Genomic DNA, 25,880 nt, shown 5'->3' with positions numbered 1-25,880 from the left:
AAAAAAGCGCGTCTGTCGACTCTCCTTTCTCTGTGTGGCCGGAGCGTTGAGCCACCCTGACCTTCCGGACTGAGGCAGACAGAAAAGGCAAATCCGCTAGTCCGGCCGCCGCAAAATGTTTTTTGAAAATGGTTTGACTAAATAATTAGGCAGTGCCAATCTTTGTGCAGTTGGAGATCTTTGGCATGACTTTGCGCGGCACCAATCAGGAATCCGGCAGGCCGTTCAACAGACGTATCGTCCTGGAGTCGATACGCCTGCACGGCCCGACAACACGCGGGGAGATCGCGGACCGCGTTGGCCTCACCGTCCAAACGGTGTCCACAATCGTCCGGGAGCTTGAGGATCATGGTCTTGTTCTGTCCGTCCGCGCGAAACCGAAAGGGCGCGGAATCCCTCCCTCAGCACTGACCATCAATCCCGAGGGAGGGCTTTCCGTCGGGATTCACCTCACTCCGATCGGTATCGAGGCTGCGCTGATCAATCTTCGCGGCGATGTGGTCGAGAGCCGCCAGCATCCAGCCTTGAATGCGACCCCGGACGAAGCCTTCGCTCTCATTGGGGAAATGGTCAGGGACCTCAAGGCAAGCCCCTTAAAGGGGCGGCTGCTTGGCGCAGGCATGGCACTGCCAGGACCCTTCGATGTGGCTTCCATGAGCTTCGTGGGACCGACAACCATGACCGGCTGGAAGAATGTCGACATACGCCAGCGTCTTGCGGACTCGACTGGCTTGCCCGCCTTCATCGAAAACGACATGGCCGCAGCGGCCTTAGGCGAGCAGCTTTATGGTCTCGGGCAGCGGTTCTCCGACTACTATTACCTGTTCTTTAGCGTCGGTCTCGGCGGCGCCATGATGCATGAAGGCGTTGTGATGCGCGGAGCCTGGGGCAACGCGGGAGAAATTGGGCATATCGCTGCCGTACCAGATGGCGAGCCGTGCCACTGCGGAAACCGCGGCTGTCTGGAACGCTACCTGTCTCTTGATGCCTTCAAGCGGTGCGGTCTGTCCGAGGCCGACTGGGTAACAAGGATTGCACCAATCTTCAGGAACGCGGTGCGTACAATCGAGAACCTTTTTGATCCTGAAACAATCGTGCTCGGCGGCCTGGCCCCTCAGTCTTTGATCGAACAGCTCGCGACCCTTGCCGATGGTCTCAACAACTCGATTTCCGCCCGTAACGACCGTACTGCGCCTCGCGTCATGGTGGCAAGCGATTGCCAGCGTTCGGCCCTGCGCGGCGCAGCCGCGCTCGCCGTATTTGGCGTTCTCTCGCCGCGCTTCGGTCAAATGTTTGAGACGTCAGAGAAAGGAACAGCCTAATGACCGGAAAACTGCTCGTCCTGGACAATATCCGCAAGAACTTTGGCGCGATTGAAGCTCTTAAAGGTATCAGCTTCTCAATTGGGAAGGGGGAGGTTGTCGCTTTGCTGGGAGACAACGGAGCGGGCAAATCGACCTTGGTGAAGATCATCTCCGGCGGCCTTCAGCCGACCTCAGGCCGCATGCTTTTTGAAGGTGAGGAGTATCAGGCAAAGTCACCAGCCCAAGCCAAAGACGCCGGCATTGAGACCGTCTATCAGGACTTGTCGCTTTGCACGAACGTTGATGTGGTTGGCAATTTCTTCATGGGCCGCGAGATCACCCGCAAGGTGGCAGGCATACCCATTCTCGATGAGCGGGCCATGGAAACAATCACCAGGAAGGCGCTGACCGATGCGGGTACCCGCATTCCCTCCCTTCGCACCAAGGTCGAGCATCTTTCTGGCGGTCAGCGGCAAGCCATCGAACTCAACCGCTTTGTGCATTGGGGCGGCAAGCTGGTTCTTCTGGATGAGCCCTTTGCCGCACTTGGCGTCGAACAGACGCGGCGCGGGCTGGACATGATCCGGCACGTCGCAAATCAGGGAATTGGTGTCGTCATCATCACTCACATCATGCAGCAGGCCTTTCAGGTTGCTGACCGGATCGTCGTCATCCGTCACGGTGTCGTTGCGGGAGATGTCGAGCGAAGCAAAACGAGCCCGGATGCAGTGATTGAGATGATCACAGGGCAAACCCTTGCCGGAGCTGGACCGGCAAGCGGCTAAAACGAAAGAGGGGTCCGGCAAAACAGGAGTGAACGATCATGAAGCGACTATTGCAGATCTTACTGGGCATCATGGCAGTCAGCCTTGCTATGTTCAGCCCTGCTACCGCAGAGACAAAAGGCACCGTCTATTATCTCGTGCCGACGTTACTCGATGAATTCCAAACCGGCTCGGTCAGCGCTCTGGAAATGTTTTTGAAGCAGACCGGCTACGAAATGAAAACCCTCAACGCCGACAACAAAACGGAAGTTCAGCAATCACAGATGAACGACGTGATTGCGCTCAAGCCATCGGCAATCATTCTCGCAGCAGTGGACTTCAACGCGCTCAAGCCCTCCATCGAGGCCGCCCGGGCGGCAGGCATCCCCGTTGCCGAGTTCGACCGGCAGATTACCTCAACACCATCGGATTTTACCTCCGTTGCCGGAACGGTTGAGATTGGTCACATCGCAAGCGACCACGCGATTGCCTTGCTCAAGAACAAATACGGCGAGGTGAAAGGCAAAATCCTTCAGGTTCTCGGAGATCCGGGTGACCCTTACACCCTCGATATCCAGAAAGGGTTCGAGGAAAGAATGAAGGCATTCCCGGACGTCAAGATCATCTCTGTGCCTGCCATGCAGTGGGAGGCGAGCAATGCCGGGACGATTGTCTCCGATCAGATGCTCGCGAATCCTGACATTGACTTGATCTTCTTGCATGCTGCTCACCTCTCCGTCGCGGCGGCCGCATCTCTTGAATCCGCGGGCAAGAAGCCGGGCGAAGTGATGATGATGAGCTCGAACGGCGCACCCGTTGGCCTGGATCTGATCCGCAAGGGCTGGCTCAATGTGGAAGTCGAGCAGCCGCTATATGCCCAGGCGGCAGCGGTTGCGATGTTCATGGACAAGATCGTCGGCAAGCAGGAAATCAAGCCTGGAGAATATGACGTGCTTGGCCTCAAGAGCGTTTTGACGATCGAGCCATGGGGTCCGAACATCAAGATCCCTGGTGCGGCAATCACCAAGGAGAACGTCGACGACCCGTCCTTCTGGGGCAATCTGAAGCCGCCTGCGGTGGCGGTTAAGTCTGTCGAGTGAATTGGCCCTCCCGGGGCTGGAAGGCCCCGGGTTCCCCCTCTCCAATCCGGATTTGCCGCATGACGTCCCAAACCCGCAAAATTCTTGAATTCGTTCTAGACAATCTCGTCTGGTTCATGCTCGCCTTTGTGCTCGCAGTCTTCTCAGCCCTCATTCCGAACTATTTTCAGACCGGCATCTTCACCAACATTATCGAGGCATCGAGCGTGCTCGGTGTCATGTCAATCGGCCTTGCTCTGGTGATCATCACAGGTCACATGGACCTTTCGGTCGAATCCGTGGCCGCCTTGTCGGCCATGGCGGTGGGCATCCTGTTCTGCTCGGCAGGCATTGGAATTGGGATCAAACTTTCTCCCGAATGGCTGATGGTTCCCGTTTCCCTGCTGGTAGCCTGCGCAATTGGCGCGCTGATCGGCTTTTTCAACGGATTCCTTGTTGTGAAGCTGAAGATGAGCGCCTTCATCATCACACTCGCCTCCTTTATCTGGGTGCGCGGCATCGTGCTTGCCATCTCCGGTGGCCGCTCAGCTCAGGACCTTGCCCCCGCCATCCGCTGGTTTGCCATCGAACGGCTCCTCGGCATTCCGCTATCGGCCTGGATCGCAATCGCCTGCTTTCTGCTCTTTTCGGTCATGATGGCGAAAACCCCTTTTGGACGGCATCTGGTCATGATTGGGGGCAACGAAACGGCCACTTTCCGTGCTGGTATCCCGGTCAACCGCAATCTCATCCTGGCATTTGTGATGGCGGGAGCTATTGCCGGTCTTGCTGGCTGGCTGCTTGCAATCCGGACGTCCGGGGCAACCGCAAATCTGGGTGTCGGGCTCCTGTTCAATGCCTTTGCTGCTGTTGTGATCGGAGGGATCAGCCTGAAGGGCGGTGTAGGTGGGCTCCCGGGCGTCTATGCGGGGGTACTTCTACTTTCCTCAATCAATACAGCCATCAACCTGATGGGGCTGCCCGCGAACTACACCCAGGTCATTCATGGCCTCCTTGTGCTCGCGGCAGTTCTCCTCGACATGTTCAAACAACGGCTCCGAGCGAGGCTTGCATGACCGGAAGACTGAAAGACAAGGTGGCACTGATTGTCGGCGCCTCCCGCGGAATAGGCAAGGCAATAGCTCTCCGGTTCAAGGAGGAGGGCGCTGATCTGGTGCTTGCCGATTTTGATGCCGGTGAGGGCAAGGCAACGGCAGATGAACTTGGTGCGGGCTTTATCGCCACCGACATATCCAGCATGACAGATGCGGAAGCCGCCGTCGCCTTCACCTTAGAACGCCACGGGCGCCTCGACATCATTGTGCAGAACGCAGGCATTTATCCCTGGCAGCTGATCGAAAACACCAGCCCGGAAAACTGGGACCGTGTAATGGCTGTCAATCTGCGTGGTTGCTTTAATGCCGCCCGCGCAGCTCTGCCCCCTATGAAGAAGCAGGGCTCGGGACGGATTCTCTTCACGTCCTCCATTACCGGGCCGCATGTCACCAGCCCCGGTCATGGTCACTATGCGGCGAGCAAAGCCGGGATCAACGGCTTTATCCGTTCGGCAGCGCTGGAGTTTTCTTCCTATGGTATCAACGTCAATGGTGTCGAGCCGGGCAACATTCTGACAGAGGCAATCCAGCTCCATCGCAGCGAAGCCTTTATCAAGAACATGGAAGCGGCAATTCCCCTGAACCGCCTTGGGTCCCCCAGGGATGTTGCCAATGCCTTCCTGTTTCTCGCCTCTGAAGATGCCAACTACGTCACCGGGACCACCATCATCGTGGACGGTGGTCAACTTCTGCCGGAAGGCGCCGACTTCAAGCTGCTCCCACCCTGAGGGCACCCTCTCCTGAACCTGCATCTCATTTCCCAGCGGGCGTCTCCCCCCAAATGTGGATGTGGACGCCCGTAGGGCCAATGTCGTACTCGTGTGATCCAGCCTGGGCGCGGAAGGTCCCCGCAACGGTGTGACCTGGGGCCAGATTTCCACCGCCCGGCGGCAGTCTGCCGCTCAGTGCATTCAAGTGGCGGCGCCCGATTGAGGTACCGCCGCTCTGTCCGGATTCACAGCGGCCTTGCCATGATGATCGAGGGCAGGCGGGCGATCTCGGTGAATCCGAGCTTGCCGTAGAAGGCGGTGACCGGCTCGTTCAGGTGGTTGACGCCGAGATGAACGCCCGGCGCTCCTGCCGCCTTCAGAGCCTCGAGCAACTGGCTGAGAAGACGCCGTCCGTTGCCACCGCCTTGCGCCTCCGGCAGGAGATTGATGTGCAGATGAGCCGGGTAGGGCTGCACGATGCTGTCAGGCAGGGATTCCGGTGTGCGGACATAGTCCAGGACATAGCGGTCGTCGTCCGTTGCGGCCTTTGCCCTTGCGAGACGCGACCGCAGCTCCGGCCACCAGCTCTTTTCCTGCTCCTGCTCGAAGGCGCGAGTGTCCGCCGTTCCGGCCGCATAACCCATGACCTCCTCGTCCCGGGTCAGGACAAAGGCAATCCCGCCGTCCAGCGCAAGATAGGGCAGGGCCCAGACAAACCCGGGATAGTCCGGATCGCTGTAGCAGGTGCTGGCATCCTGGCCGTTGTTGGCGGTCCGCAGGCAAATGGCGGCGACAGCATCCCGGTCACCGGCGCGGGCGGGCCGGATGGCATATCCGGTCATGGTTGCAAGATCTGTCCTCATGACTGGCGCGGCGCTGTGCGGAGCGCTTCATCGAAACGCGCCCACGTGCTGCCCATGTCGATCAGGCGGCGCTCGCGCCGGGCCTCATCGATCTTGATCGCCGTCAGTCCGGCCTCAAGCGCGTCGATGATGCCGACGGGGAGGGGCTCGCCTTCCAGAAGATTGCGCGTGATATCGGCGGCCATCTGGTCATCGGCGCCATAGTGGTCGGTTTCGACACCCTCATAACGCTTCTCGACCAGCTTCTCGCCGGAAGAGGCGGCGTGGACGGAGAAATTGTTGCGGACGAAATCCCCTTCCGCCATGCCCTTGGAGCCGATCACGCAGAAGCGGCGGAACTGGTTGGGCACGTTCAGATTGGCGTGAAAGGCCATGGTTGCCCCGTTCTCATATTCGATCAGGGCCGTCTGATAATCGATGATATCCGCGTCGCTGTCGAAGACCTTGTCCGTGGCGTTCCAGCCGCTCGGCTTGCAGTAATACTGCTCGCGCTCGGCGTTCGAGAGAACCTCAGGCGCATTGTCCGGGACGAAGGACTTGCGGCCGCCGAAGCTGGAAACGGCGCTTGCCCGCGCGCCCACGACGCTCGCGTAGAGGTCGATGTCGTGGCAGCATTTTTCCAGGATATAGGGGCCGGCATATTGCTGGTACCGGCGCCAGTCCCGCATGAAGAAGGCGCCGTGATAGGGCGCGATATGCTCACACGCCTCGATGGAGACCACGTCGCCGATCTGGCCGTCGGCCTGGGCCTTCCTGAGATCCTGGTAGAGATCGGAATAGCGCAGCACCAGACCCACCAGCACCTGGTCTGCGCCGTATTCTCCAAGGAGCTGCGCCATTTCCATGGACTGCTGCTCGTCGATTACCACCGGCTTTTCGGTGAAGACCTTCACCCCGTTGCGCAGCCCGCTTCGCACATGCTCCAGATGAAAGGCGTTGGGAGAGCCGACCATCAGCAGGTCCGGGCGGACCGTCTGCACCATCTCGTCCACGTCGTCGAACCGCGGGCCCACATCAAGTCCGGCTTTCTGAAGGTCTTCAAGGCCCGCCGGCGCGGGATCGGCAAGGCCGGTCACGGCAAGATCCGGGTTGGCCTTGTGGAAGGACTTCAACACGTTGGCCATCCTGTAGCCCAGGCCGGCGACTGCAACTTTCATGGGAAGCGACACTTTCGAACTTCGTTGAACTGGCTTTCAGGCGCCGGACTATCCTGCCACCCGGTCAAATCTCGTTTCAGGATCCACTGGTCCTTTCCGTCCGCGCATGAGCGACAGGCGGCGGAAATCCGGACTGCCATGGGCGATGATCGGCAACATGGCCGCACCGATCGCGGAGGCGCTGGACCCCAGGTGCGCCAGGCGCAGGCGGGGGCCGTCCCGGTCCTTGCGGGCTGCAACGGAGGGAAGCAGCGGATAGGCCCGGTCAACCAGCGACGACAGGATGGCGGCCGGGAAGGTGCCGCCGACGAAAACCGCCTGCGGATCAAACATGTTCTCGATCATGGCAACGAGCTGGCGGAGCCGGGCACTGCTCAGTTCCAGCCAGCGCATCAAGCCTGCATTGCGCGCCTGGTAGAGCTTTTCCAGCGCCGCCGGCTCTTCAAGCTGCAGGGGATCGCAACCGATCATGATCGCGACTTCTTCCAGCGAGAAAGGCGTCGCCGCGCCGGTTTCGTCTGGCTTCAGCTCTGCCGGCCAGCTCAGGAGACCGATTTCCCCGGCATTGTTGAAAGCTCCCTGGAAGGGAAGACCGTCGATGATGATGCCCGCGCCAAGGCCGTGGCCAACGAAGATATAGACAAAATGCGAGAGGCCGGTGGCCTCGCCCGCCTGCAGTTCCGCGATGGCAGCAGCGGTCGCGTCATTTTCAACAATGACCGGCAATCCGCACGCGTCCTCAAGCGCATCCGCCACATCGATGCCGCTCCATTCCTGCCATCCGGGAGCGCCGACATATTGCTCATAATCCGCTTCCTGCAGGGTCGGCATCGCAATGCCAACGCCCCAGGCTGGCGCGCCTTTCCCGGCGGCGGCAAGCTCGGAGACGATGGAGGCCATGCTTTCCACGCTGGCCTGCGGGTCGCGCCAGTTGAGCTGTTTGGTGCTGCGGGTGATTTCCCGGGCGGAGAGGTCGCAGGCCACACCCACCACGATGTCCCGGTCGGCATGCAGGCCAATAGAGCAGCCGGCATTGCTTTCCAGGGTCAGGATCTTCTGCGGTGCGCCGCGGCTGCCGTCGGGGCGGCTTTCTTCGCGCAAGAGCCCGCGGTCGAGAAGATCCCGCGTGATGTTGGAGATGGTCTGGGTCTGAAGACCGGTCGCCGCCACGAGCTCGCCCCGGCTCGTTGCGCCTTTCGAGCGCACGAGATCGAAGACCAGCCGGCGATTGTAACGGCCGGAATAGGCGTGGTTGTTCCCGGTTACCGACACGGTTGTTTCCTATTTATTCTATTTAGTGGACTATATAGAGGCATACGAATCCTGTCCAGTCTCTCAGCTTGCGCGCGGGTGTCAATTTTTGGCTGAAAAATGCTCTGTTGCGAAACTGTCATTTTTCCCATTTAATAGATTTATTGTCCTTCCACCCGACAAAGGGGAGCAGTCAATGAGCAGATATCTAGCACTAGCAGCCACAGCAATGGGGGCAGCCATGCTTGTCCCGGCAACCGCCTCGGCCGCCGATCTCGTCGTCTACACGTCGCATGGCGAAACCACTTCCAGCCCGATCCTGGACGCCTTCAAGCAGGCCCATCCTGACATCAACGTGACGATTGTGCGCGGCGGAACCGGTGAAGTGGTCGAGCGCCTGCGCGCCGAAGCGGGCAATCCGACCGCAGACGTTCTGTGGGGTGGCCCGACCCAGACCTTCGAAGAGAACGCCGCTCTCTTCCAGGCTTATGAAAGCGCGACCGACGCTGACATGGTGACGGCTGACCCGAACCACATCTGGCATCCTTACACCGTGCTACTGCAGCCGATCATCGTCAGCACCAAGCGTGTCAGCGCTGAAGACATGCCGAAGACCCAGGACGACCTGGTTTCCCCGAAGTGGAAAGAGCTCGGCTCGCTGATCATTCCGGATCCTGCAAAGTCCGGCACCGGCTATACGATCCTGTCCGCGCTTTCCGGCGACAAGGGCTGGGATTTTGTCGGCAGCCTTGCCAAGGACGCCCGGATCGCTCCTGGCTCCGACGATGCCTTCAACGCCGTGCGTGACGGCGAGGCGGCTGTGGGCTGGATCAACGAGGATCTGGGCGCAAAGTGGAAGGCCGAGGGCCTGCCGATCGAAGTCATCTATCCGTCTGACGCCGTGACCGGCCAGGTCGACGCCCAGGCCATCGTTGCCGGTGCCCCGCACCTGGACGAAGCCAAGGCGTTCATCGATTTCCTCGGCTCCAAGGCGTCTCATGAAGTCGTGCGCGATGCCACCATCCGCCGCTCTGCCCGCACGGATGTGACGCCGCCGGCGGTTCTGCCGGCACTTGGCAGCCTGAACATCGTGTCTCCGGTTGATCCGCGCCCGGTCGTGGTCGCCCGCTTCCAGGAATTCCTGAACAAATGAGGGTCTGGCGCGATAATTGGCTGTTGTTCACGATTGTCGCGCTGATCCTTTGCGCTGCGACAATCCTTCTGCCGCAGCTGCGCCTTCTGAGTGCTTCCGTCATCGGCGATGGCGGAAGTTTCTCCGTGGTGCATCGAGGCTCCGGCCTGGAACCGGTTCCGGAAATGTCCGACCAGTTCCAGACCGAAACGGCCGGCAAGGGCAACGCCCTGAAGGTCACCAGAGGCAGCGGGTTTGCGCTCGATATCTCCCGCATGGACCGGCAAACGCTCCGGCTGGCGGCAGAACAGAAGATCGGGACCACCATGGATGAGAGCGGCAACCTGTCGCTCGAACTTGGCGGCAACAGCCTTGCCGTTTCCCAGCAGGCCCCACGCGGGCTTTTCAACCGCACTGCCCCGGATCCTCTGACCGCGGCGCAAGAGCCGGATGGCAGCGTCGTCCTGAAACATGCGGCCAACGCCTATCTGACCTTCAACGACGCGGGCCGCCGCCTGACGATTTCGAACTACGTCGATTTCGTCACCGGCAATGAGACGGTGCAGGCCACGCTCAACAGCCTGTTCATCTCCCTGTCCGCCACGCTGATTGCGGCATTGATCGGGGTGTCGCTGGCCTATGTGGTCGCCCGGTTTGATGTCATGGGCACGAATGGCATCGTGTTCTTCGCCACCATGGCTTCGGTTTCGCCGCCCTTCCTGGGCGCCTATTCCTGGCGCCTTCTGCTTGGCCGCAACGGGGTCATCACCAACGGGCTCGGCGTCGATTTTTCCATCGTCGGCATTCACGGCGTCATCTGGGTCATCGCCTGGCTGGTGTTCCCGGTCATCTTCCTGCTCAGCTACAGCGCCTTCCGCGGCCTTGACGCCTCTCACGTGGAAGCGGCCGAAAGCCTCGGCGCCAATCCGGCCAAGGCCCGGTTCTCCGTCGAGATCCCCCTTGCCATGCCCGGCATCATCACGGGCCTCTATCTGGCGACCATGGCGGCCCTGTCCGACTTCGGAACCCCGCGGATCATCGGGCTGGACCTGAATGTCCTGCCGGTACTGATCTACACCTCGTTCCTGAGCGAGGCAGGCCGCAACCCGGCGCTGGCGGCAACCGGCTCCGTCGTTCTCGTGGCGATCTCCAGCCTCTTCCTGATGGCGCAGCAGATCTATCTCGCAAAGCGCGGCTTTTCCGTCGTCTCCTCGCGGGCGATCGACCGCCGGCCGCTCAGCACGACCGGCCAGATCTGCGCCCTTGGCTTTGCGGGCCTGGTGCTGTTCTTCGCCTTCGTGCCCCACATGACCGTTCTGGTCACGAGCTTCATGGAATGGCGTGTCGGCCTGCCCCGCTTTGCCTTCACCCTGTCCAACTACACCAACATGCTGGAAAGCGGCCTGACGCCGGCCTGGGTGACCCTGTCCCTCGGTGTCGCCGGAACGGCGGTCGCCTTTGCCCTCGGCCTCGGCATCGCCTTCGTGCTGGTCAGAAAGCGCTATGCGGTGCTTGCGCCGGTCCTCAGCGTCACGGTGATGATGCCCTATGTCATCCCCGGCACCGTGCTCGGCATCGGCCTGATCATGATGTTCAACGAGGCGCCGCTGCAGCTGACGGGAACCTGGTTCATCCTGGCCCTTGCCTATGTGATCCGGAACCTGCCCTTCACGGTGAAGGCTTCGGAAGCGGCCCTGCGGCAGGTGCACCCGGCCCTTGACGAGGCCGCCATCAGTCTCGGCGCACGCCCCTTGCGCGTGTTCCTGACTGTGACCGCGCCCCTGATGCTTGCCGGCGCCGTCACGGGCGCGACCCTGACCTTCCTGCACATCGTGACGGAACTGTCCTCGACCATCGTCCTGTACCGTCCGCCCTGGAAGCCGATGACCGCCGTGATCTTCGAGAACACGCTCGTCGATGCCGATTTCGGCGTCTCGGCCGCCCAGACCATCCTCTTGATGATGATCATCTATGTGCCGCTTTACCTGGTCGTGCGTTATGGCCAGTCGAGAAGGATCGAGAATGCCTGACATCCTGACAAACCCCGGCCGCCCGCAAGGATGTGAAGTGGCCATTGAATCGGTGTCGAAAGCCTATGGTCCGCTCACGGTCCTGCGCGACGTGACCATGACCATCCAGCCGGGTGAGTTCTTCACGCTGCTCGGGCCCTCGGGCTGCGGCAAGACCACCTTGCTGCGTGCCATCGCAGGCTTTCATCCGATCAACAGCGGCAAGATCGCCTTCGACGGCAAGGACGTGTCCAGGCTCGCCCCCTGGGACCGCAACATCGGCTTCGTTTTCCAGAACTATGCGCTCTGGCCGAACAAGACGATCTTCGACAATGTCGCCTATGGCCTGAAGCTCCGCAAAGTGCCGAAGGCAGATATCGCCAAGCGCGTGCGCAATGTCCTGCAGCAGGTGCAGCTCAAGAATGTCGAGGACCGCTATCCTTCCGAGATGAGCGGCGGCATGCAGCAGCGCATTGCCATGGCCCGGGCGCTGGTCATCGATCCGCCCCTGCTGCTTCTCGATGAACCCATGTCCAATCTGGACGCCCGCCTGCGCGTTTCGCTGCGTCAGGAGCTGCGCGACCTGCAGCAGCGCATCGGGGTGACGGCGATCTATGTCACCCATGATCAGGAAGAGGCTCTGGAACTGTCAGACCGGATCGCCGTCATGCATGGCGGTGTGGTGGAACAGCTGTCCCGGCCGGAAGACATCTACGCCCGTCCGCAAACCCGCTTCGTCGCCGAATTCGTGGGGGACGCGAATTTCCTGGAAGGCCGGGTTGCCGAGGGCCGGTTCCATCTGGAAGATGGCAGGTCCCTGCAGCTTGCCGAACCGGGCGAAGCCGGTCCCGCAACCCTCTTCATCCGCCCCGAGCGGCTCCGGCTGGTCGAGGCGGGCCAGGGCCAGCTTGACGCCACGGTCTCCGACATCCGCTATGTCGGCCGGTCGTGGGTGCACAAGCTTGCATTGGGCGAAGCCCTTCATGTCTGGGCCGAAGCGCCGGTCAAACTGAACATCGGCGAGACCTTCGGGCTCGGATTTGAAGCCGCAACCCTTCTCAGAGCTGCTTGATGACGACCATGGACCTGAACACGGCCTCCCTTCTCACCCTTGCCGAAGCCGCAGCCCGCGCCGGGGGCGAGGCGCTGATGTCCCGCTTTCATGCGCTCAAGGAAGGCGAGGTCAGCAAGAAGGGGCAGGCGGACTATGTCTCCGAGGCCGATACTGCTGCGGAAGCCGCGATTGCCGAAGTTTTGAGGGCAGATGGCGCCAGCTTCGGCTTTCTGGGCGAGGAGACCGGTTTCAGCGCCGGAACCCGTCCGGAAATGTGGGTCGTGGATCCGCTCGACGGCACCAGCAATTTCGTCTGGGGCATTCCCTATTTCGCCGTCAGCATCGCGCTCTGCGACGGGGAAGGGGAAATTCTCGGCGTGGTCTATGATCCGGTGCGCGGCGAGATGTTCAGCGCGATCCGCGGGCAGGGCGTCTGGCTGAACGGCACCCCCTTGCCGCAGCTTGCGGCCAAGCCCGCCTCGGAAGCCATGGTCTCCGTCTCCATGCCGGTTCCGGGCCAGTTGAAGGTGATCGGCAAGGACCGCTTCTTCAGCGGCCTGCAGGCCGCGATGGACCAGACCGCCGGCATCCGCCGGCTCGGCTCCGCGGCGCTGGATCTTGCCTATGTGGGATGCGGGCGGCTGGACGGCTATTTCGAGGACGGCCTCAGCTATTATGACCTGGCCGCCGGGAAACTAATCGCACAGGAGGCTGGCGCCCTGGTGACAGATATCAACGGTGTGCCCGCCCGCGAAGGCTCCGTCTTTGCCGGCCATCCCGACATGCACCGCTGGCTGATGGAGCGTTTTGGGGTGTGAAGGCTTCTGGAACGGGGGCAGCCCGGCAACAATCGAGCGGGCGTGGAACGGTAGAAAACCAGGCTTTCAATCTCACTGCTCCGCCCCGCTGCGGGCTCGATACGCCATAGGCCAGCCAACCTGTCACATGCCTGCAATGAAGCCGGGATATCTGATGATGGAAACGTTTCCACTTTGACCATCAGACGGCGGCGGCAATGCCTTCGAAAACCAGGATCACCATCAAGGATGTCGCCCGTGAGGCGGGCTGCGGGGTTGCGACGGCGAGCCGGGTTCTGAACAATTCGGGACCGGCCAGCGCCGATGTCCGCAAGAGGGTGGAAAAGGCGGCCCGGAGCCTGGGCTTTTCTTTCAGCGCCACCGGGCGCGCGCTCCAAAGCAAGCGCTCCATGACCATCGGCTGCCTGGTGCCCTCGCTGGCCAATCCGGTTTTCGCCGAGGCAGTGCAGGGCGCGCAGGAGGTGCTGCTGGGGTCCGGATACCAGCTGCTGATCTCCAGCTCGAACTATGATGGCGCCATCGACAACGAGGCCATCGCCACGCTGCTGTCCAATGATGTCGATGGCCTGATCGTCACGATGACCGCGCCGGAGAAAAGCCGCGAGCTGAAGCAGGCCCGGGAGCGCAACATCCCCGTTTCGCTGATGTTTCACGATCCGCTCGACGGCTTCTGCTCGGCCTATGTGGATAATTTCGAGGCTGCGCGCGAAATTGCCCGGCAGTTTGCCGCCCTCGGCCACCGGCGCACGGGCTTTCTGGCGCTGCGCTTTGCAACGTCCGACCGGTCCCGCAACCGCTATGCCGGGTTTCTGGCCGAGTGCCGGGCGCGGGGCCTGCCGGATCCTGCCTTGATCGAAATCAGCGAAGCCGAGGCCAAGACCCCCGAAAAGCTGGCGGATATTCTGCGGGAGCACAGCGGGCTGACCGCGGTCTTTGCGTCCAACGACTTTCTTGCCATTGCGGTGCAGAAGGCGGCGCGCCTTTCGGGCTGGCGCGTGCCGGAGGATCTGTCCGTTGCCGGGTTCGACGGCATTGAAATCGGCAGGATGCTGGACATTCCGCTTGCGACGATTGAGACCCGGCCTGCGGCAATGGGCCGTCAGGCCGCGGAAACCCTGCTTTGCGCCCTTCAGGGCGGCCCATTCGAGCAGCGGCCAGCGCTGCCCTTCCAGTTCCGCGCCGGAGCGACGCTCGCCGCTCCGCGTCCGGAAAGCCCGACGGCGGCCGGGATTGCGCCCCAGCCACCGTCCGTTCCCTCGCTCAAGTATGCTCTCAAACAAGGATGAACCGATGAAACATATCGTTTTGGCTGCGCTTGCCGCAACCGCCATCGTCACTCCGGCCACAGCCGAAGACGCCATTTGCTACAACTGCCCGCCGCAATGGGCGGACTGGGGCTCGATGCTGAAGGCCATCGAGGACAAGACCGGCGTGAAGATGCCGCAGGACAACAAGAATTCCGGCCAGACCTATGCCCAGCTCGTTGCCGAGAAGGACAACCCGGTCGCTGACGTTGCCTATTATGGCGTGACCACCGGCATCAAGGCGGCCAAGGAAGGCCTCGTTCAGGCCTATAAGCCCAAGGGCTTTGACGAGATCCCCGAAGGCCTGAAGGATCCGGAAGGCAAGTGGTTCGCGGTTCACTACGGCACCATCGGCTTTTTCGTGAATGTCGACGCGCTGGACGGCAAGCCGGTGCCGCAGTGCTTTGCCGACCTGACCAAGCCTGACTACAAGGGCATGGTTGGCTATCTCGATCCGTCTTCCGCCTTTGTCGGCTATGCCGGCGCCGTGGCGGTGAACCTGGCCAAGGGCGGCGACCTCACCAACTTCGACCCGGCCATCTCCTATTTCAAGGATCTGGCCAAGAACGATCCGATCGTCCCCAAGCAGACCTCCTTCGCCCGCGTCGTCTCCGGCGAAATTCCGATCCTGTTCGATTACGATTTCAACGCCTACCGCGCCAAGTATGAGGAAGACGGCAATTTCGAATTCGTGCTGCCCTGCGAAGGCTCCGTGCGCGTGCCTTACGTCATGAGCATGGTTGCGAACGACCCGCATCCGGAAGCGGCAAAGAAGGCGCTCGACTTCATCCTCTCCGATGAAGGCCAGGCAATCTGGACCAACGCCTATCTGCAGCCGTCCCGCCCGGTGGAACTGCCGGAGGAAATCGCGGCCAAGTTCCTGCCGGCCAGCGACTACGCCCGCGCCAAGGCGGTTGACTATGCCGAAATGGAAAAGGCGCAAGGCCCCTTCGGCGAGCGCTATCTCTCGGAAGTCAAGTAACGCAAAGCCGGGCGGGGCGAATGCCCCGTCCGGTCTTTCCCCTCCAACGGAGTGCCACCGTGACATCCCGTCAATTCGCCGGCCTGTGCCTTGTGCCGCTGGCGGTTTTCACATTCGCCTTTCTGGCGCTGCCGCTGGTCCGGCTGATCCTGGGATCGGCGGAGGGAGATGCAGGCTGGGGCATCTATCTGCAAATCCTTAAGACCCCGCGCTATCTCTCTGCGCTGGGGCAGACCGTGCTCGTCTCCCTGGCGGTCACCGCCGCGGCTCTGGCGGTTTCGACCACCGCAGGGCTATTTCTGGTGCGCAACCGCTTTCCCGGACGCAATGTGATCCTGTCCATGCTGACATTGCCGCTGGCTTTTCCGGGGGTTGTCGTCGGTTTCATGATCATTCTGCTCGGCGGGCGTCAGGGCCTGTTCAACCAGCTGCTGCCTGGCCATCTGGTCTTTGCCTATTCCATGTTCGGGCTGTTTCTCGGCTATCTCTATTTCTCGATCCCGCGCGTGCTTTTGACCGTGATGGCGGCTGCGGAAAAGATTGACCCCTCGCTTGAGGAAGCCGCGCGGACCCTTGGCGCACCGGCCCACCGGATCATTCTCGACGTGCTGCTGCCCGCGCTTGCCCCGTCGCTGATCGCAGCAGGTGCCATTGCCTTCGCCACCGCCATGGGCGCCTTCGGCACGGCCTTCACGCTGGCGACCGACATCGATGTGCTGCCGATGGTCATCTACACCGAGTTTACTCTCTCGGCGAATTTCGCCATGGCTTCGGCCCTGTCGGTTCTTCTTGGTCTGGTCACCTGGGCAATGCTGCTGATTGCCCGGTCCTTCTCCGGCACCACCGTTGCGGCGGGAGGCTGACATGCTCAGATCCCCTGCAAAGCTCCTGCAGCTGTTCGTGACGCTCGTGACCTGCGCCTTTCTGTTCGTGCCGACACTGCAATCCGTTCTGGCGGGCGTGACCGCCAACTATTTCCGCGGCCTGTCCTCCGGGTTGACGCTCAAATGGATCACCGAGGTCTGGGAGCTTTATGCGGACAGCATCTTCCTGTCGGTCTGGCTGGCGCTGGCCTGTCTTGCCGTTACGCTCGTCATCGGGGTTCCGGCGGCCTATGGGCTGGCACGCAATCCGGGACGGGTGTCGCGCATCCTGGAAGAGTTCATCTCCCTGCCGCTTGCCATTCCCGGTCTCGCCCTGGCTCTGGCCCTGCTGCAGCTTTACGGCTCCTTCAAGGGTTTCCGCGCCAGCCCTGCCTTCATACTGACGGGACACGTTCTCTACACGCTGCCCTTCATGGTCCGCTCGGTTCTGTCGGTGCTGATGGCCATGGACCTCAAGACGCTGGAGGAGGGGGCAGCCACCCTGGGGGCCGGTCCCGTGCGCCGCTTTATCGACATTGTCGTGCCCAATGCCATGCCGGGCATTCTGGCCGGGGCGCTCACCGTCGTCACCCTGTCCATCGGCGAATTCAACCTGACCTGGATGCTGCACACGCCGCTGACCAAGACCCTGCCGGTCGGCCTTGCCGATTCCTATGCCTCCATGCGGCTGGAGATCGCCTCGGCCTATACGCTGGTCTTCTTCCTCATGATCGTGCCGCTGCTGATGGCCATGCAATGGGCCAGCGCCCGAGCAAGTGCAAAGGCCAGCAAAGCCGCCCAATGAGATCAACATCATGACGCTTATTCTCAAGAACATCGCCAAGACCTTTCCCGGCGGCACCCGCGCCTTGCTACCCACCAGCCTGGAGATTGCCGGGGGCGAGATCGTCTCCCTGCTCGGCCCCTCGGGTTGCGGCAAGACAACATTGCTCAGGATCATTGCCGGATTGCAGACGCCCGACCCCGGCGCCGAAATCCGCTTCGATGGCGAGGACGTTGCCGCCTTGCCAGTGGAAAAGCGCAAGGTGGGTATGGTCTTCCAGTCCTACGCGCTGTTTCCCAACATGCCGGTGCGCGGCAACATTGGCTACGGGCTGAAGATGCAGCGTCTGCCGAAGGCGGAAATTGCCGCGCGGGTGGACGAAGTCATCGCTCTGTGCCGCCTGGAGGCCTATGCGGACCGGCCCATCGGGGCGCTTTCGGGCGGCCAGCGCCAGCGTGTTGCACTCGCCCGGGCCTTTGCCCCGCGCCCGCGCATCCTGCTGCTCGACGAGCCGCTGTCCGCGCTGGATGCCGCACTCAGAACCGAACTGCGCGGCGAACTGGCCGCGCTGTTGCGGCAGTTCGGCATCACCGCGATTTTCGTCACCCATGATCAGGACGAGGCGATGGCCATCGCTGACCGGGTGGCAGTGATGTCCCATGGCCGGGTCGCACAGATCGGCACGCCCGAGGCGCTCTACCGCAAACCGGAAACAGCCTTTGTCGCCCGGTTCGTCGGCAACGCCATGCCGCTCGGTGGCCGGATCGGGAAAGACCGGCTTTATCTTCCAGGCGGGGTTCTGGCCCTTGCCGCTCCCGCCGATGGCAAACAGGCCTTCGTCCGGGCCGAAGACGTGCGCATCGACCCGGAAGGGCCGCTGACAGCCAGAGTGGAAACCGTCACCTTTCTCGGCACCCATTACCGCATCGTGCTTTCCGGCATAACCAAGGACCCGCTCCACGCCCTCCACAGCGGGCTGAGCGCCCCCAAGACGGGTGAGACCGTCAAGGTCTCCATTGCCCCCGAAGCCATCCTCACACTTTCAGCAGAAGACGAAAAAGCAGCCTAAATGCCAGCCTTTATCCAGATCACTGATACCCACATCTTGCCCGAGGGCGAACTGGCCTATGGCCGCTCCGACACAGCCGCCGCCCTGGAGGCCGCGGTCACGTCCCTCAACGAAAAACTGGCGCTGATCGGCCCCGTCGACTGCGCCATCGTCACAGGTGACCTCACCGATTACGGCACAGCGCAGGAATATGAGCGCTTCAAGGCGATCATAGCGCGGCTTAAGCTGCCCTATCTCGCCATCCCCGGTAATCATGATGGCCGGGAGGCAATGCGGGCGGCCTTTGCCAGTGAAGACTGGATGCCAAAGACCGGTCCCGTGCAGTGGGCCCGCGACTTTGGTCCCTTCACGGTGATCGGTCTCGATACGCTTCTGGAGACCGCCCATTATGGCCATCTGTCAGAGGAGGGGTTTGCGTTTCTCGACCAGGCCCTGACGGAAGCTGGCGGCAAGCCCGTTGTTATCGCCACCCATCACCCTTGGATGCATTCAGGCATCGCCGCCATGGACGCCGACAATCTGCGCAACGGCGCGGCGCTGATGGAGCGGCTGGAAGCTTACAGCGGTCCAGTGCGGATGATCTCCGGTCATGTCCATAGGGCGCTGACCGCCCAACTCGGCAAGGTGACCTGCCAGATCGCGCCTGCGCCCTGCCATGCGGTGCATCTCGACCAGCGGGTGAATGCGGTCAACTCGCTGATCATGGAGCCTGGCGGTGCAACGCTCTACACCTGGCACGAGACCCCGCAGCCCGCCCTTGTCTCCAACCAACTGCCCATCGGCTCCTTCGCAGGCCCCTGGCCTTTTGCGGGCATGCTGGATGAGCCCAGCACCTAGCCGGGGCGGATAGGTCTGACTCATTCCGGGGGCGCTTTTGGAAGGGGAGGTTCTGGCCGGCCGGGGAAAGGCGTGTACCCTGTCCAGCGACCCTGCCCAAAAGCACCTGTTTTGACTCTTCGGGGAATTGGGCTATTCCTTAAGCGAAAATCGCTGCTAAAATTTACTAAATTATGGCGCGCAATGGGGCACGATCCGGGCGTTGCTCGCGGGAAATGACGATACATGGTCACCATCAAGCAAATCGCCAAGGCTGTCGGCGTATCCTCGGCGACCGTTTCCCGTGTTCTGAATTACGATCCGGCACTGTCGATTTCGCCCGCGAAGCGGCAGGCGGTGATCGAGACGGCTGAAGCTCTGAATTACGAGACACCGCGCAACCGGAACCGGGGAGCAAAAAACGGAGGCGCGCGTGCTTCCGGTGCAAGAGGCGGTCAAGCCCCTGGCAGCCATCCGGACGATAACCGGTTGCCACGGCTTGCGCTGGTGCATTTTCTGGAACCATCGGAGGAGCTGAGCGATCCCTATTACATCGGTGTCCGGCTCGGTATTGAGAACCGCTGCAAGGACCTGAAGACGGAAATCATCAAGGTCTATCATTCCGACGATCTGCCCTCTCCAGCCCTTCTGCAAGGGGCCACCGGCGTCATCGTTGTCGGCAAGCATTCCGCGCGCGAAATTGATTGGCTGAAGCCGAACAGCCGTCATCTGGTCTTTGCCGATTTCAATCCCCGGCGCGACGACATCGATTGTGTCTTCTGCGACCTTGGGGCTGCGACCCGGGGTCTGCTCGATAATCTGGATGCCACTGGCTACCAGCGTATCGGCTTCATTGGCAGCTTCGAGAATATTGATGGCCATGCGGAGCCCTACGGCGAGCAGCGCTGCCGCTCCTATATCGACTGGTGCCGGGAAAAGGGCCGGTTTGATGAGGACCTTCTGGTCCTTGGGAACATCTGTGATAGTGGCCAGAACCTGCGGCTCGAAACCGGCTATATGTTGGCGCAAAAGCTGCTTGCGGTGGCACCTTTGCCCGATGCGATCGTGACCGCCAATGACAACATGGCCATCGGCGCCTACCGGGCCATTCAGGAAGCTGGCCTGTCGATTCCAGAGGACATTGCCGTTGTGTCCTTCAACGATATCCCCGTGGCGCAGTTTATGAACCCGCCGCTCTCGACCGTGCGCATCGGCGGCGAGCATGTCGGAGAGGCCGCGGTCGACCTTCTGCTGGAGCAGATCGCAGGCCGGGACTTCAACAAGAAGGTCATCATTCCGACCCGGATGATCTGGCGGCAAAGCAGCCGCGCGCCGGAAGGCCAAGTCCCCACATCAGCGGAATAAATTTTTAGTAAACTTTACTTGCAGAGCGCTGCGCTTTCAGCTTAACTCCTCGTTGCGGAGAGGGAGCTCCGCATCCACTCCGTGGGAGGAACGAATGAAGAAAGCGATTTTGCCGCGTGCGCTTGCTGCGCTCGCGCTGGGTTCGGCCAGTCTCTTTGCCATTTCGGCGGCTTCGGCCAAGGAAATCACCATCTGGTGCTGGGACCCCAATTTTAACGTCGCGATCATGAAGGAAGCCGGGGCGATCTATTCGAAGACCCACCCGGATGTGACCTTCAATGTGGTCGACTTCGCCAAGGCCGATGTGGAAGCCAAGCTTCAGACCGGGCTGGTTTCCGGGGTCACTGACAGCCTGCCGGATATCGTTCTGATCGAGGATTATGGCGCGCAGAAATATCTGCAATCCTTCCCAGGCGCTTTCGAGCCGATGAGCGGCACGGTCGATTATTCCAAATTCGCGCCCTACAAGGTCAAGCTCGCTACCGTCGATGGCCAGACCTATTCCATGCCCTTCGATTCCGGTGTGACCGGCCTCTATTACCGCAAGGACTATATCGAGGCGGCTGGCTTCACCCCGGCGGACATGCAGAACCTCACCTGGGACCGGTATATCAAGATCGGCAAGACCGTTCTGGAGAAGACCGGCCATCCGATGATGGGGCTGGATCCGAATGATGCAGGCCTGATCCGCATCATGATGCAGTCGGGTGGTGAATGGTATTTCACCGAGGAGGGCGATCTCAACATTTCCGGCAATGCCGCGTTGAAGGCGGCGCTTGAAACCGAAGCCAAGATCCTGCAATCGGGCATCGCCAAGCCGGCGGCCGGCTGGTCGAACTGGGTCGGAACCTTCACCTCCGGCGATGTTGCCTCGGTTATCACCGGCGTATGGATCACCGGCACGGTGAAGGCCACTCCAGACCAGGAAAACAAGTGGGGCGTCGCCCCGATCCCGACGCTGGACATTCCCGGTGCCGTCGACGCGTCCAATCTCGGCGGATCGAGCTGGTACGTTCTGGCCAGCTCCGGGGTAAAATCTGAAGCGGTTGACTTCCTTAATGAGATCTACGGCAAGGACGTGGATTTCTACCAGAAGATCCTCACCGGTCAGGGCGCCGTCGGCTCGTTGCTGGAGGCCCGCGATGGCCCGGCCTATGCCGTCGCCGATCCCTTCTTCGGCGGCGAGAAGATCTGGCAGAAGTTCGCCGACTGGCTCGCCAAGGTTCCGTCCCTCAACTACGGCATCTTCACCAATGAGGTTGATGCCGCGGTCGCCTCCCAATTGCCGGGCCTCGGCAAGGGCGGATCTGTGGATGACGCACTGGCTGCGATCGAGGAACAGGCCCGCTCGGCGATCCAGTGACCGCAACAGGGCAGGGGAGACTTTTCTCCCCTGTTCCCTCCTGGTTTTTTCCCCTGCACCAACCGGCAACCCCTGGGCGGAGCTTGCCATGCGGACAAGGCATTCCATGGACAAAGCATCGCCAAGATTGAACCGCTACTTCGATGTGAACGGCTGGCTGTTCGTTGCGCCCGCCGTGCTGCTGATCGCGGTTTTCATGGTCTATCCCATCCTCTATTCGCTCTGGATGTCGTTTCAGACCGGGCGCGGGATGATGATGCATTTCGACCTGACCGCGAATATCGTCCGGCTCTTTTCCGATCCGATGCTGAAGCTGGCGCTCTACAACACCATGATCTTCTTCATCGTGCAGGTACCGGTGATGCTGATCCTGGCCTTGCTTCTTGCCACGATGCTTGACGACAGGAGGATCCGGTTCCGCGGCCTGATCCGCACGGCGATCTTTCTGCCCTGCGTGTCCTCTCTGGTTGCCTATTCGGTGCTGTTCAAAAGCATGTTCGTGCAGGACGGGCTGGTCAACACAACACTGCTGGATCTGGGGCTGATCTCTTCGCCCATTCTCTGGATGACCGATCCGTTCTGGGCCCGTGTCCTGATCATCATCGCCATCACCTGGCGCTGGACCGGCTACAACATGATCTTCTATCTGGCGGCCTTGCAAAACATCGACAAGTCAATCCACGAGGCAGCCCGCATCGACGGGGTGCCTGCTTATGGGCGGTTCTTCTTCCTGACCGTTCCGATGCTGAAGCCGGTCATCCTGTTCACCACCGTCACCTCGACCATCGGCACCTTGCAGCTCTTCGATGAGGTGCGGAACATCATGACCAGCGATGCAGGTGGCGCAGCCGGACCCTCGAATTCAGCACTGACCCTGTCGGTCTATATCTACAACCTGACCTTCAAGTTCATGCCGAACTTCGGCTATGCCGCCACGGTTTCCTATGTCATCGTGATTGCCGTCGCATTGCTGTCGCTGCTCCAGTTCTATGCCTTGCGGGAGCGGAACTGATGGATCTTTTGGTGCAACGGCTGCGCGTCGGTCTCGTCTATCTCTTTCTGATCACAGCGGCTTTCCTGTCGATCTTCCCCTTTCTCTGGATGGTGCTCGGGGCGACGAATACCAGCGCCGACATCAGCCGCGGCAAGATCGGTCTTGGTGGTGCCTTGATCGCGAATATCGCCAGCTTCCTGGAATTTGCCGATGTACCGCTGATCCTGTGGAACTCGCTGAAGATCGCACTTCTGACGACGTTGTTCACGCTGGCCGTCGCATCGATCGCCGGATATGGCTTCGAAATCTTCCGCTCCCGCCTGCGCGATCGGATCTACCGGTTCCTGCTGCTGACCCTGATGATCCCCTTCGCAGCGTTGATGATCCCGCTCTTCATCATGATGGGCAAGCTGCATCTCATCAACACGCATTGGGCAGTGATCCTGCCCAGCATCGGCTCGGCGTTCATCATCTTCTATTTCCGCCAATCGACCAAAGCCTTCCCGTTTGAGCTGCGTGACGCGGCCCGGGTGGACGGACTGAAGGAATGGCAAATCTTCCTGCTGATCTATGTGCCGGTGATGCGGTCCACCTATGCGGCGGCTTTCGTCATCGTCTTCATGACAGCCTGGAACAATTATCTCTGGCCGCTGATCGTGCTTCAGTCCAACGACACGAAGACGATCACGCTCGTCGTCTCCTCGATCGCCTCCGCCTACTACCCCGACTATGGGGCGGTGATGGTGAGTGCCATTCTCGCCACGCTCCCAACCCTTATCGTTTTCTTTCTCATGCAGCGGCAGTTCGTGCAGGGCATGCTCGGCTCCGTCAAATAGGACTTTCCATGCGCAAGACCACCCTTTTCAACGATGGCTGGACGTTCCACGACGGCTTTTCCGAGGAGATGAAGACACAAATGCAGGCGGGGGGCAAGGTGCGCCTGCCGCACAATGCCGTGGATCTGCCGCTGAACTACTTCGATGAGACCAGCTATCAGTGCGTCTTCACCTATCAGAAGCAGCTGGACTGGCTGCCGGAATTCGAAGGCAAGGAAGTCTCGATCCGGTTCGATGGCGCCATGGCCAATTCGGTTGTCTGGGTGAACGGCGTGGAAGTGGCGGCCCACAAGGATGGCTATACCCCCTTCGAGGCGCGGCTCAGCAAGCACCTGAAGCCCGGCGGAAACCTGATCACCGTGAAGATCGACGGATCGGAAAATCCCGAAATCCCGCCCTTCGGCGGCCGGATCGATTATCTCACCTATGCAGGCATCTATCGCGACGCCTGGCTGAAGGTGACCGAGCCCGCCCATATCCGCCGGCTCAAGATCGAAACGCCCGATGCGCTGTCTCATGAGAAGACGGTGACTGTGCGCGTTGATATGGCTGAGGCCGAAGGTCTGCTGAATGTTCAGCTCAAGGATGCCTCGGGCAAGGTGCTGGCCAGTGCAGAAAAGCAGGTTAAGGCGGACAGCGAAACGCTTTCCTTCACCGGCCTGACCGGTCTTTCGCTCTGGGAGCCGGGCAATCCGGTCCTTTATACCGCCGAGGCTGTGCTGACATCGTCCACTGGAACGGATGATCTGTCCTCCACGTTCGGCTTCCGAACCGCCGAGTTCACACCGGAAGGCTTCCTGCTCAATGGCAAGCCTTTGAAGATCCGCGGCCTGAACCGGCATCAGGCCTGGCCCTATTCCGGCTATGCCATGGGCAAGCGGGCGCAGGAGCGGGATGCGGAGATCCTGAAAGACGATCTCAAGTGCAATCTGGTGCGCACCTCGCATTATCCGCAGTCGCCCTGGTTCCTGGATCATTGCGACCGGATCGGACTGCTGGTGTTTGAGGAGATCCCTGGCTGGCAGCATATCGGCGGCGAGGAATGGCAGACCGAGTCGGTGCTTAATGTGGAGCGCATGATCGAGCGGGACTGGAACCATCCTTCCATCATTCTCTGGGGTGTTCGTATCAACGAGTCCCAGGACAATCACGACTTCTATCTGGAAACCAACCGGGTCGCCCGCGCGCTCGACCCGACCCGCCAGACCGGCGGTGTGCGCTATATCACCGACAGCGAATTCCTCGAAGACGTCTACACGATGAACGACTTCATCCTCGGCGACGAGGAGTTGCCTGGCCGCAACCGGGGCCGTATCGCGCTTCGGGATCAGCAGGAATGCACCGGCCTGCCGCGCAAGGTACCCTACATGATCACCGAATATGGCGGGCATATGTATCCGACTAAGCGTCATGATCAGGAGCAGCGTCAGGCCGAGCATGTGACGCGCCACCTGCAGGTGTTGAACGCCAGCTATGGCGACCCGTCGATTTCCGGCTCCATCGGCTGGTGCATGTTCGACTACAACACCCACAAGGACTTCGGCTCCGGCGACAGGATTTGCCATCATGGCGTGCTGGATGTGTTCCGTGAGCCGAAATTTGCAGCGCATGTCTACGCCAGCCAGTGCGATCCGTCAGACGAGCTCATCCTGAAGCCTGTGACCTTCTGGGCGCGAGGTGAGCGCAACATCGGCGGCATTCTACCTCTAATCGTGCTGACAAACTGCGACGAGGTGGAGATCGCCTACGGAGACAATGTCGTCAAACGGGTTGGCCCGGACCGCAGCGCCTATCCGCATCTGCCCCATGCGCCTGTGGTGTTCGACCGCCGTCATTTTTCCGCGGACGAATTGGGCCTTTGGGGCATGCAGTGGGAAGATGGGCGGATCACGGGCTTCATTGATGGCAAGCCGGTCATGACTGTGACTTTGACCTCAAGGCCTCTGCCCGCGCAGCTGCAGGTGTTGGCCGACGAGGACACGGTAACCGCGGCCCGCAAGGACCAGGTGCGCGTTATCGTCCGGGCCCTCGACCAGACGGGTCATATCCTGCCGTTCCTGGATGATCCGGTGCATGTTTCGGTCACCGGCCCCGCCCGGCTGCTTGGACCGGACACACCTGTGCTGACCGGCGGCACCACCGGCTTCTGGCTGGAATCCACCGGTGAGGCCGGCGCAATCGGGGTCACCGTGTCCTCGCCCCGGTTTGCCACTCAGGAACTGAGCCTGACGGCGGTATAGGGGAGGGC

At 61.0% G+C, this 25,880-nt stretch carries 23 protein-coding genes; 20 read left to right on the top strand and 3 right to left on the bottom strand.

Going from position 1 to position 25,880, the window contains the following annotated elements; genetic code table 11:
* Window positions 1-185: 185 nt before the first annotated feature.
* The 5 genes from IG616_RS13635 to IG616_RS13615 are packed head-to-tail and all read left to right on the top strand — an operon-like array spanning window position 186 to window position 4,990.
* Complete coding sequence (locus tag IG616_RS13635; RefSeq protein WP_192148718.1) at window positions 186-1,322, top strand: ROK family transcriptional regulator; 1,137 nt, start codon at window positions 186-188, stop codon at window positions 1,320-1,322.
* The gene (locus tag IG616_RS13630) at window positions 1,322-2,089 is read left to right on the top strand and encodes an ATP-binding cassette domain-containing protein (RefSeq protein ID WP_192148717.1); all 768 of its coding nucleotides are present in this window, start codon (window positions 1,322-1,324) and stop codon (window positions 2,087-2,089) included. The genes IG616_RS13635 and IG616_RS13630 overlap by 1 nt, the downstream gene beginning before the upstream one ends.
* 38 nt (window positions 2,090-2,127) lie before the next feature.
* Window positions 2,128-3,168, top strand: a complete 1,041-nt coding sequence (locus IG616_RS13625; protein ID WP_192148716.1) for a sugar ABC transporter substrate-binding protein — start codon at window positions 2,128-2,130, stop codon at window positions 3,166-3,168.
* Between the two features lie 59 nt (window positions 3,169-3,227).
* Complete coding sequence (locus IG616_RS13620; protein WP_192148715.1) at window positions 3,228-4,223, top strand: ABC transporter permease; 996 nt, start codon at window positions 3,228-3,230, stop codon at window positions 4,221-4,223.
* A complete protein-coding gene (locus IG616_RS13615) occupies window positions 4,220-4,990 on the top strand; it encodes an SDR family NAD(P)-dependent oxidoreductase (protein ID WP_192148714.1) in 771 nt (256 codons plus the stop codon). Before IG616_RS13620 ends, IG616_RS13615 begins: the two co-directional genes overlap by 4 nt.
* Window positions 4,991-5,217: 227 nt before the next feature.
* Here the strand turns inward: IG616_RS13615 and IG616_RS13610 are convergent, their stop codons facing one another.
* From IG616_RS13610 to IG616_RS13600, 3 genes are read right to left on the bottom strand one after another with little or no spacing between them, the layout of a single operon-like run.
* Window positions 5,218-5,814 (bottom strand): GNAT family N-acetyltransferase, encoded by a 597-nt coding sequence (locus IG616_RS13610; RefSeq protein WP_192148713.1) that lies wholly within the window; start codon window positions 5,812-5,814, stop codon window positions 5,218-5,220.
* A 17-nt stretch (window positions 5,815-5,831) separates the two neighbouring features.
* On the bottom strand, window positions 5,832-6,992 hold the full coding sequence (locus IG616_RS13605) for a Gfo/Idh/MocA family protein (protein ID WP_192148712.1): 1,161 nt from the start codon (window positions 6,990-6,992) through the stop codon (window positions 5,832-5,834).
* 48 nt (window positions 6,993-7,040) lie between these two features.
* A complete protein-coding gene (locus IG616_RS13600; protein WP_192148711.1) occupies window positions 7,041-8,264 on the bottom strand; it encodes an ROK family protein in 1,224 nt (407 codons plus the stop codon).
* Between the two features lie 175 nt (window positions 8,265-8,439).
* On the opposite strand from IG616_RS13600, the gene IG616_RS13595 reads away from it, so the two are divergent.
* From IG616_RS13595 to IG616_RS13525, 15 genes are all read left to right on the top strand, one after another.
* Window positions 8,440-9,396 (top strand): extracellular solute-binding protein, encoded by a 957-nt coding sequence (locus IG616_RS13595; protein ID WP_192148710.1) that lies wholly within the window; start codon window positions 8,440-8,442, stop codon window positions 9,394-9,396.
* Window positions 9,393-11,405 carry an ABC transporter permease gene (locus IG616_RS13590; protein ID WP_192148709.1) on the top strand — a complete coding sequence of 671 codons (2,013 nt, stop codon included), beginning with the start codon at window positions 9,393-9,395 and terminating at the stop codon, window positions 11,403-11,405. The genes IG616_RS13595 and IG616_RS13590 overlap by 4 nt, the downstream gene beginning before the upstream one ends.
* On the top strand, window positions 11,398-12,456 hold the full coding sequence (locus IG616_RS13585; protein WP_192148708.1) for an ABC transporter ATP-binding protein: 1,059 nt from the start codon (window positions 11,398-11,400) through the stop codon (window positions 12,454-12,456). Before IG616_RS13590 ends, IG616_RS13585 begins: the two co-directional genes overlap by 8 nt.
* Complete coding sequence (locus IG616_RS13580; RefSeq protein WP_192148707.1) at window positions 12,456-13,256, top strand: inositol monophosphatase family protein; 801 nt, start codon at window positions 12,456-12,458, stop codon at window positions 13,254-13,256. Before IG616_RS13585 ends, IG616_RS13580 begins: the two co-directional genes overlap by 1 nt.
* 197 nt (window positions 13,257-13,453) lie before the next feature.
* Window positions 13,454-14,542, top strand: a complete 1,089-nt coding sequence (locus tag IG616_RS13575) for a LacI family DNA-binding transcriptional regulator (RefSeq protein ID WP_192148706.1) — start codon at window positions 13,454-13,456, stop codon at window positions 14,540-14,542.
* Between the two features lie 4 nt (window positions 14,543-14,546).
* Window positions 14,547-15,542: an ABC transporter substrate-binding protein gene (locus IG616_RS13570; RefSeq protein ID WP_192148705.1), complete on the top strand. Its 996-nt coding sequence runs from the start codon at window positions 14,547-14,549 to the stop codon at window positions 15,540-15,542.
* Between the two features lie 59 nt (window positions 15,543-15,601).
* On the top strand, window positions 15,602-16,405 hold the full coding sequence (locus IG616_RS13565) for an ABC transporter permease subunit (protein WP_192148704.1): 804 nt from the start codon (window positions 15,602-15,604) through the stop codon (window positions 16,403-16,405).
* 1 nt (window position 16,406) lies between these two features.
* Window positions 16,407-17,210 (top strand): ABC transporter permease, encoded by an 804-nt coding sequence (locus IG616_RS13560; protein WP_192148703.1) that lies wholly within the window; start codon window positions 16,407-16,409, stop codon window positions 17,208-17,210.
* A gap of 10 nt (window positions 17,211-17,220) precedes the next feature.
* Entirely contained in the window at window positions 17,221-18,258 is a 1,038-nt protein-coding gene (locus tag IG616_RS13555) for an ABC transporter ATP-binding protein (protein WP_192148702.1), read from the top strand.
* Window positions 18,259-19,095, top strand: a complete 837-nt coding sequence (locus IG616_RS13550; RefSeq protein ID WP_192148701.1) for a phosphodiesterase — start codon at window positions 18,259-18,261, stop codon at window positions 19,093-19,095. It abuts the gene before it with no gap.
* A gap of 225 nt (window positions 19,096-19,320) precedes the next feature.
* Window positions 19,321-20,439 carry a LacI family DNA-binding transcriptional regulator gene (locus IG616_RS13545; RefSeq protein WP_192148700.1) on the top strand — a complete coding sequence of 373 codons (1,119 nt, stop codon included), beginning with the start codon at window positions 19,321-19,323 and terminating at the stop codon, window positions 20,437-20,439.
* Window positions 20,440-20,533: 94 nt separating this feature from the next.
* Window positions 20,534-21,802 (top strand): ABC transporter substrate-binding protein, encoded by a 1,269-nt coding sequence (locus tag IG616_RS13540; RefSeq protein ID WP_192148699.1) that lies wholly within the window; start codon window positions 20,534-20,536, stop codon window positions 21,800-21,802.
* A gap of 106 nt (window positions 21,803-21,908) precedes the next feature.
* Window positions 21,909-22,814, top strand: a complete 906-nt coding sequence (locus IG616_RS13535; RefSeq protein ID WP_192148698.1) for a carbohydrate ABC transporter permease — start codon at window positions 21,909-21,911, stop codon at window positions 22,812-22,814.
* The gene (locus tag IG616_RS13530; RefSeq protein WP_192148697.1) at window positions 22,814-23,632 is read left to right on the top strand and encodes a carbohydrate ABC transporter permease; all 819 of its coding nucleotides are present in this window, start codon (window positions 22,814-22,816) and stop codon (window positions 23,630-23,632) included. The genes IG616_RS13535 and IG616_RS13530 overlap by 1 nt, the downstream gene beginning before the upstream one ends.
* Window positions 23,633-23,640: 8 nt before the next feature.
* Window positions 23,641-25,872 carry a glycoside hydrolase family 2 protein gene (locus tag IG616_RS13525; protein WP_192148696.1) on the top strand — a complete coding sequence of 744 codons (2,232 nt, stop codon included), beginning with the start codon at window positions 23,641-23,643 and terminating at the stop codon, window positions 25,870-25,872.
* Window positions 25,873-25,880 lie beyond the last annotated feature (8 nt).

This window comes from Roseibium litorale (genome assembly GCF_014842915.1).
Classification (GTDB): domain Bacteria; phylum Pseudomonadota; class Alphaproteobacteria; order Rhizobiales; family Stappiaceae; genus Roseibium; species Roseibium litorale.
The sequence above is the reverse complement of the archived record's forward strand: the minus strand, read 5'-3'. Positions and strand labels throughout refer to the sequence as shown.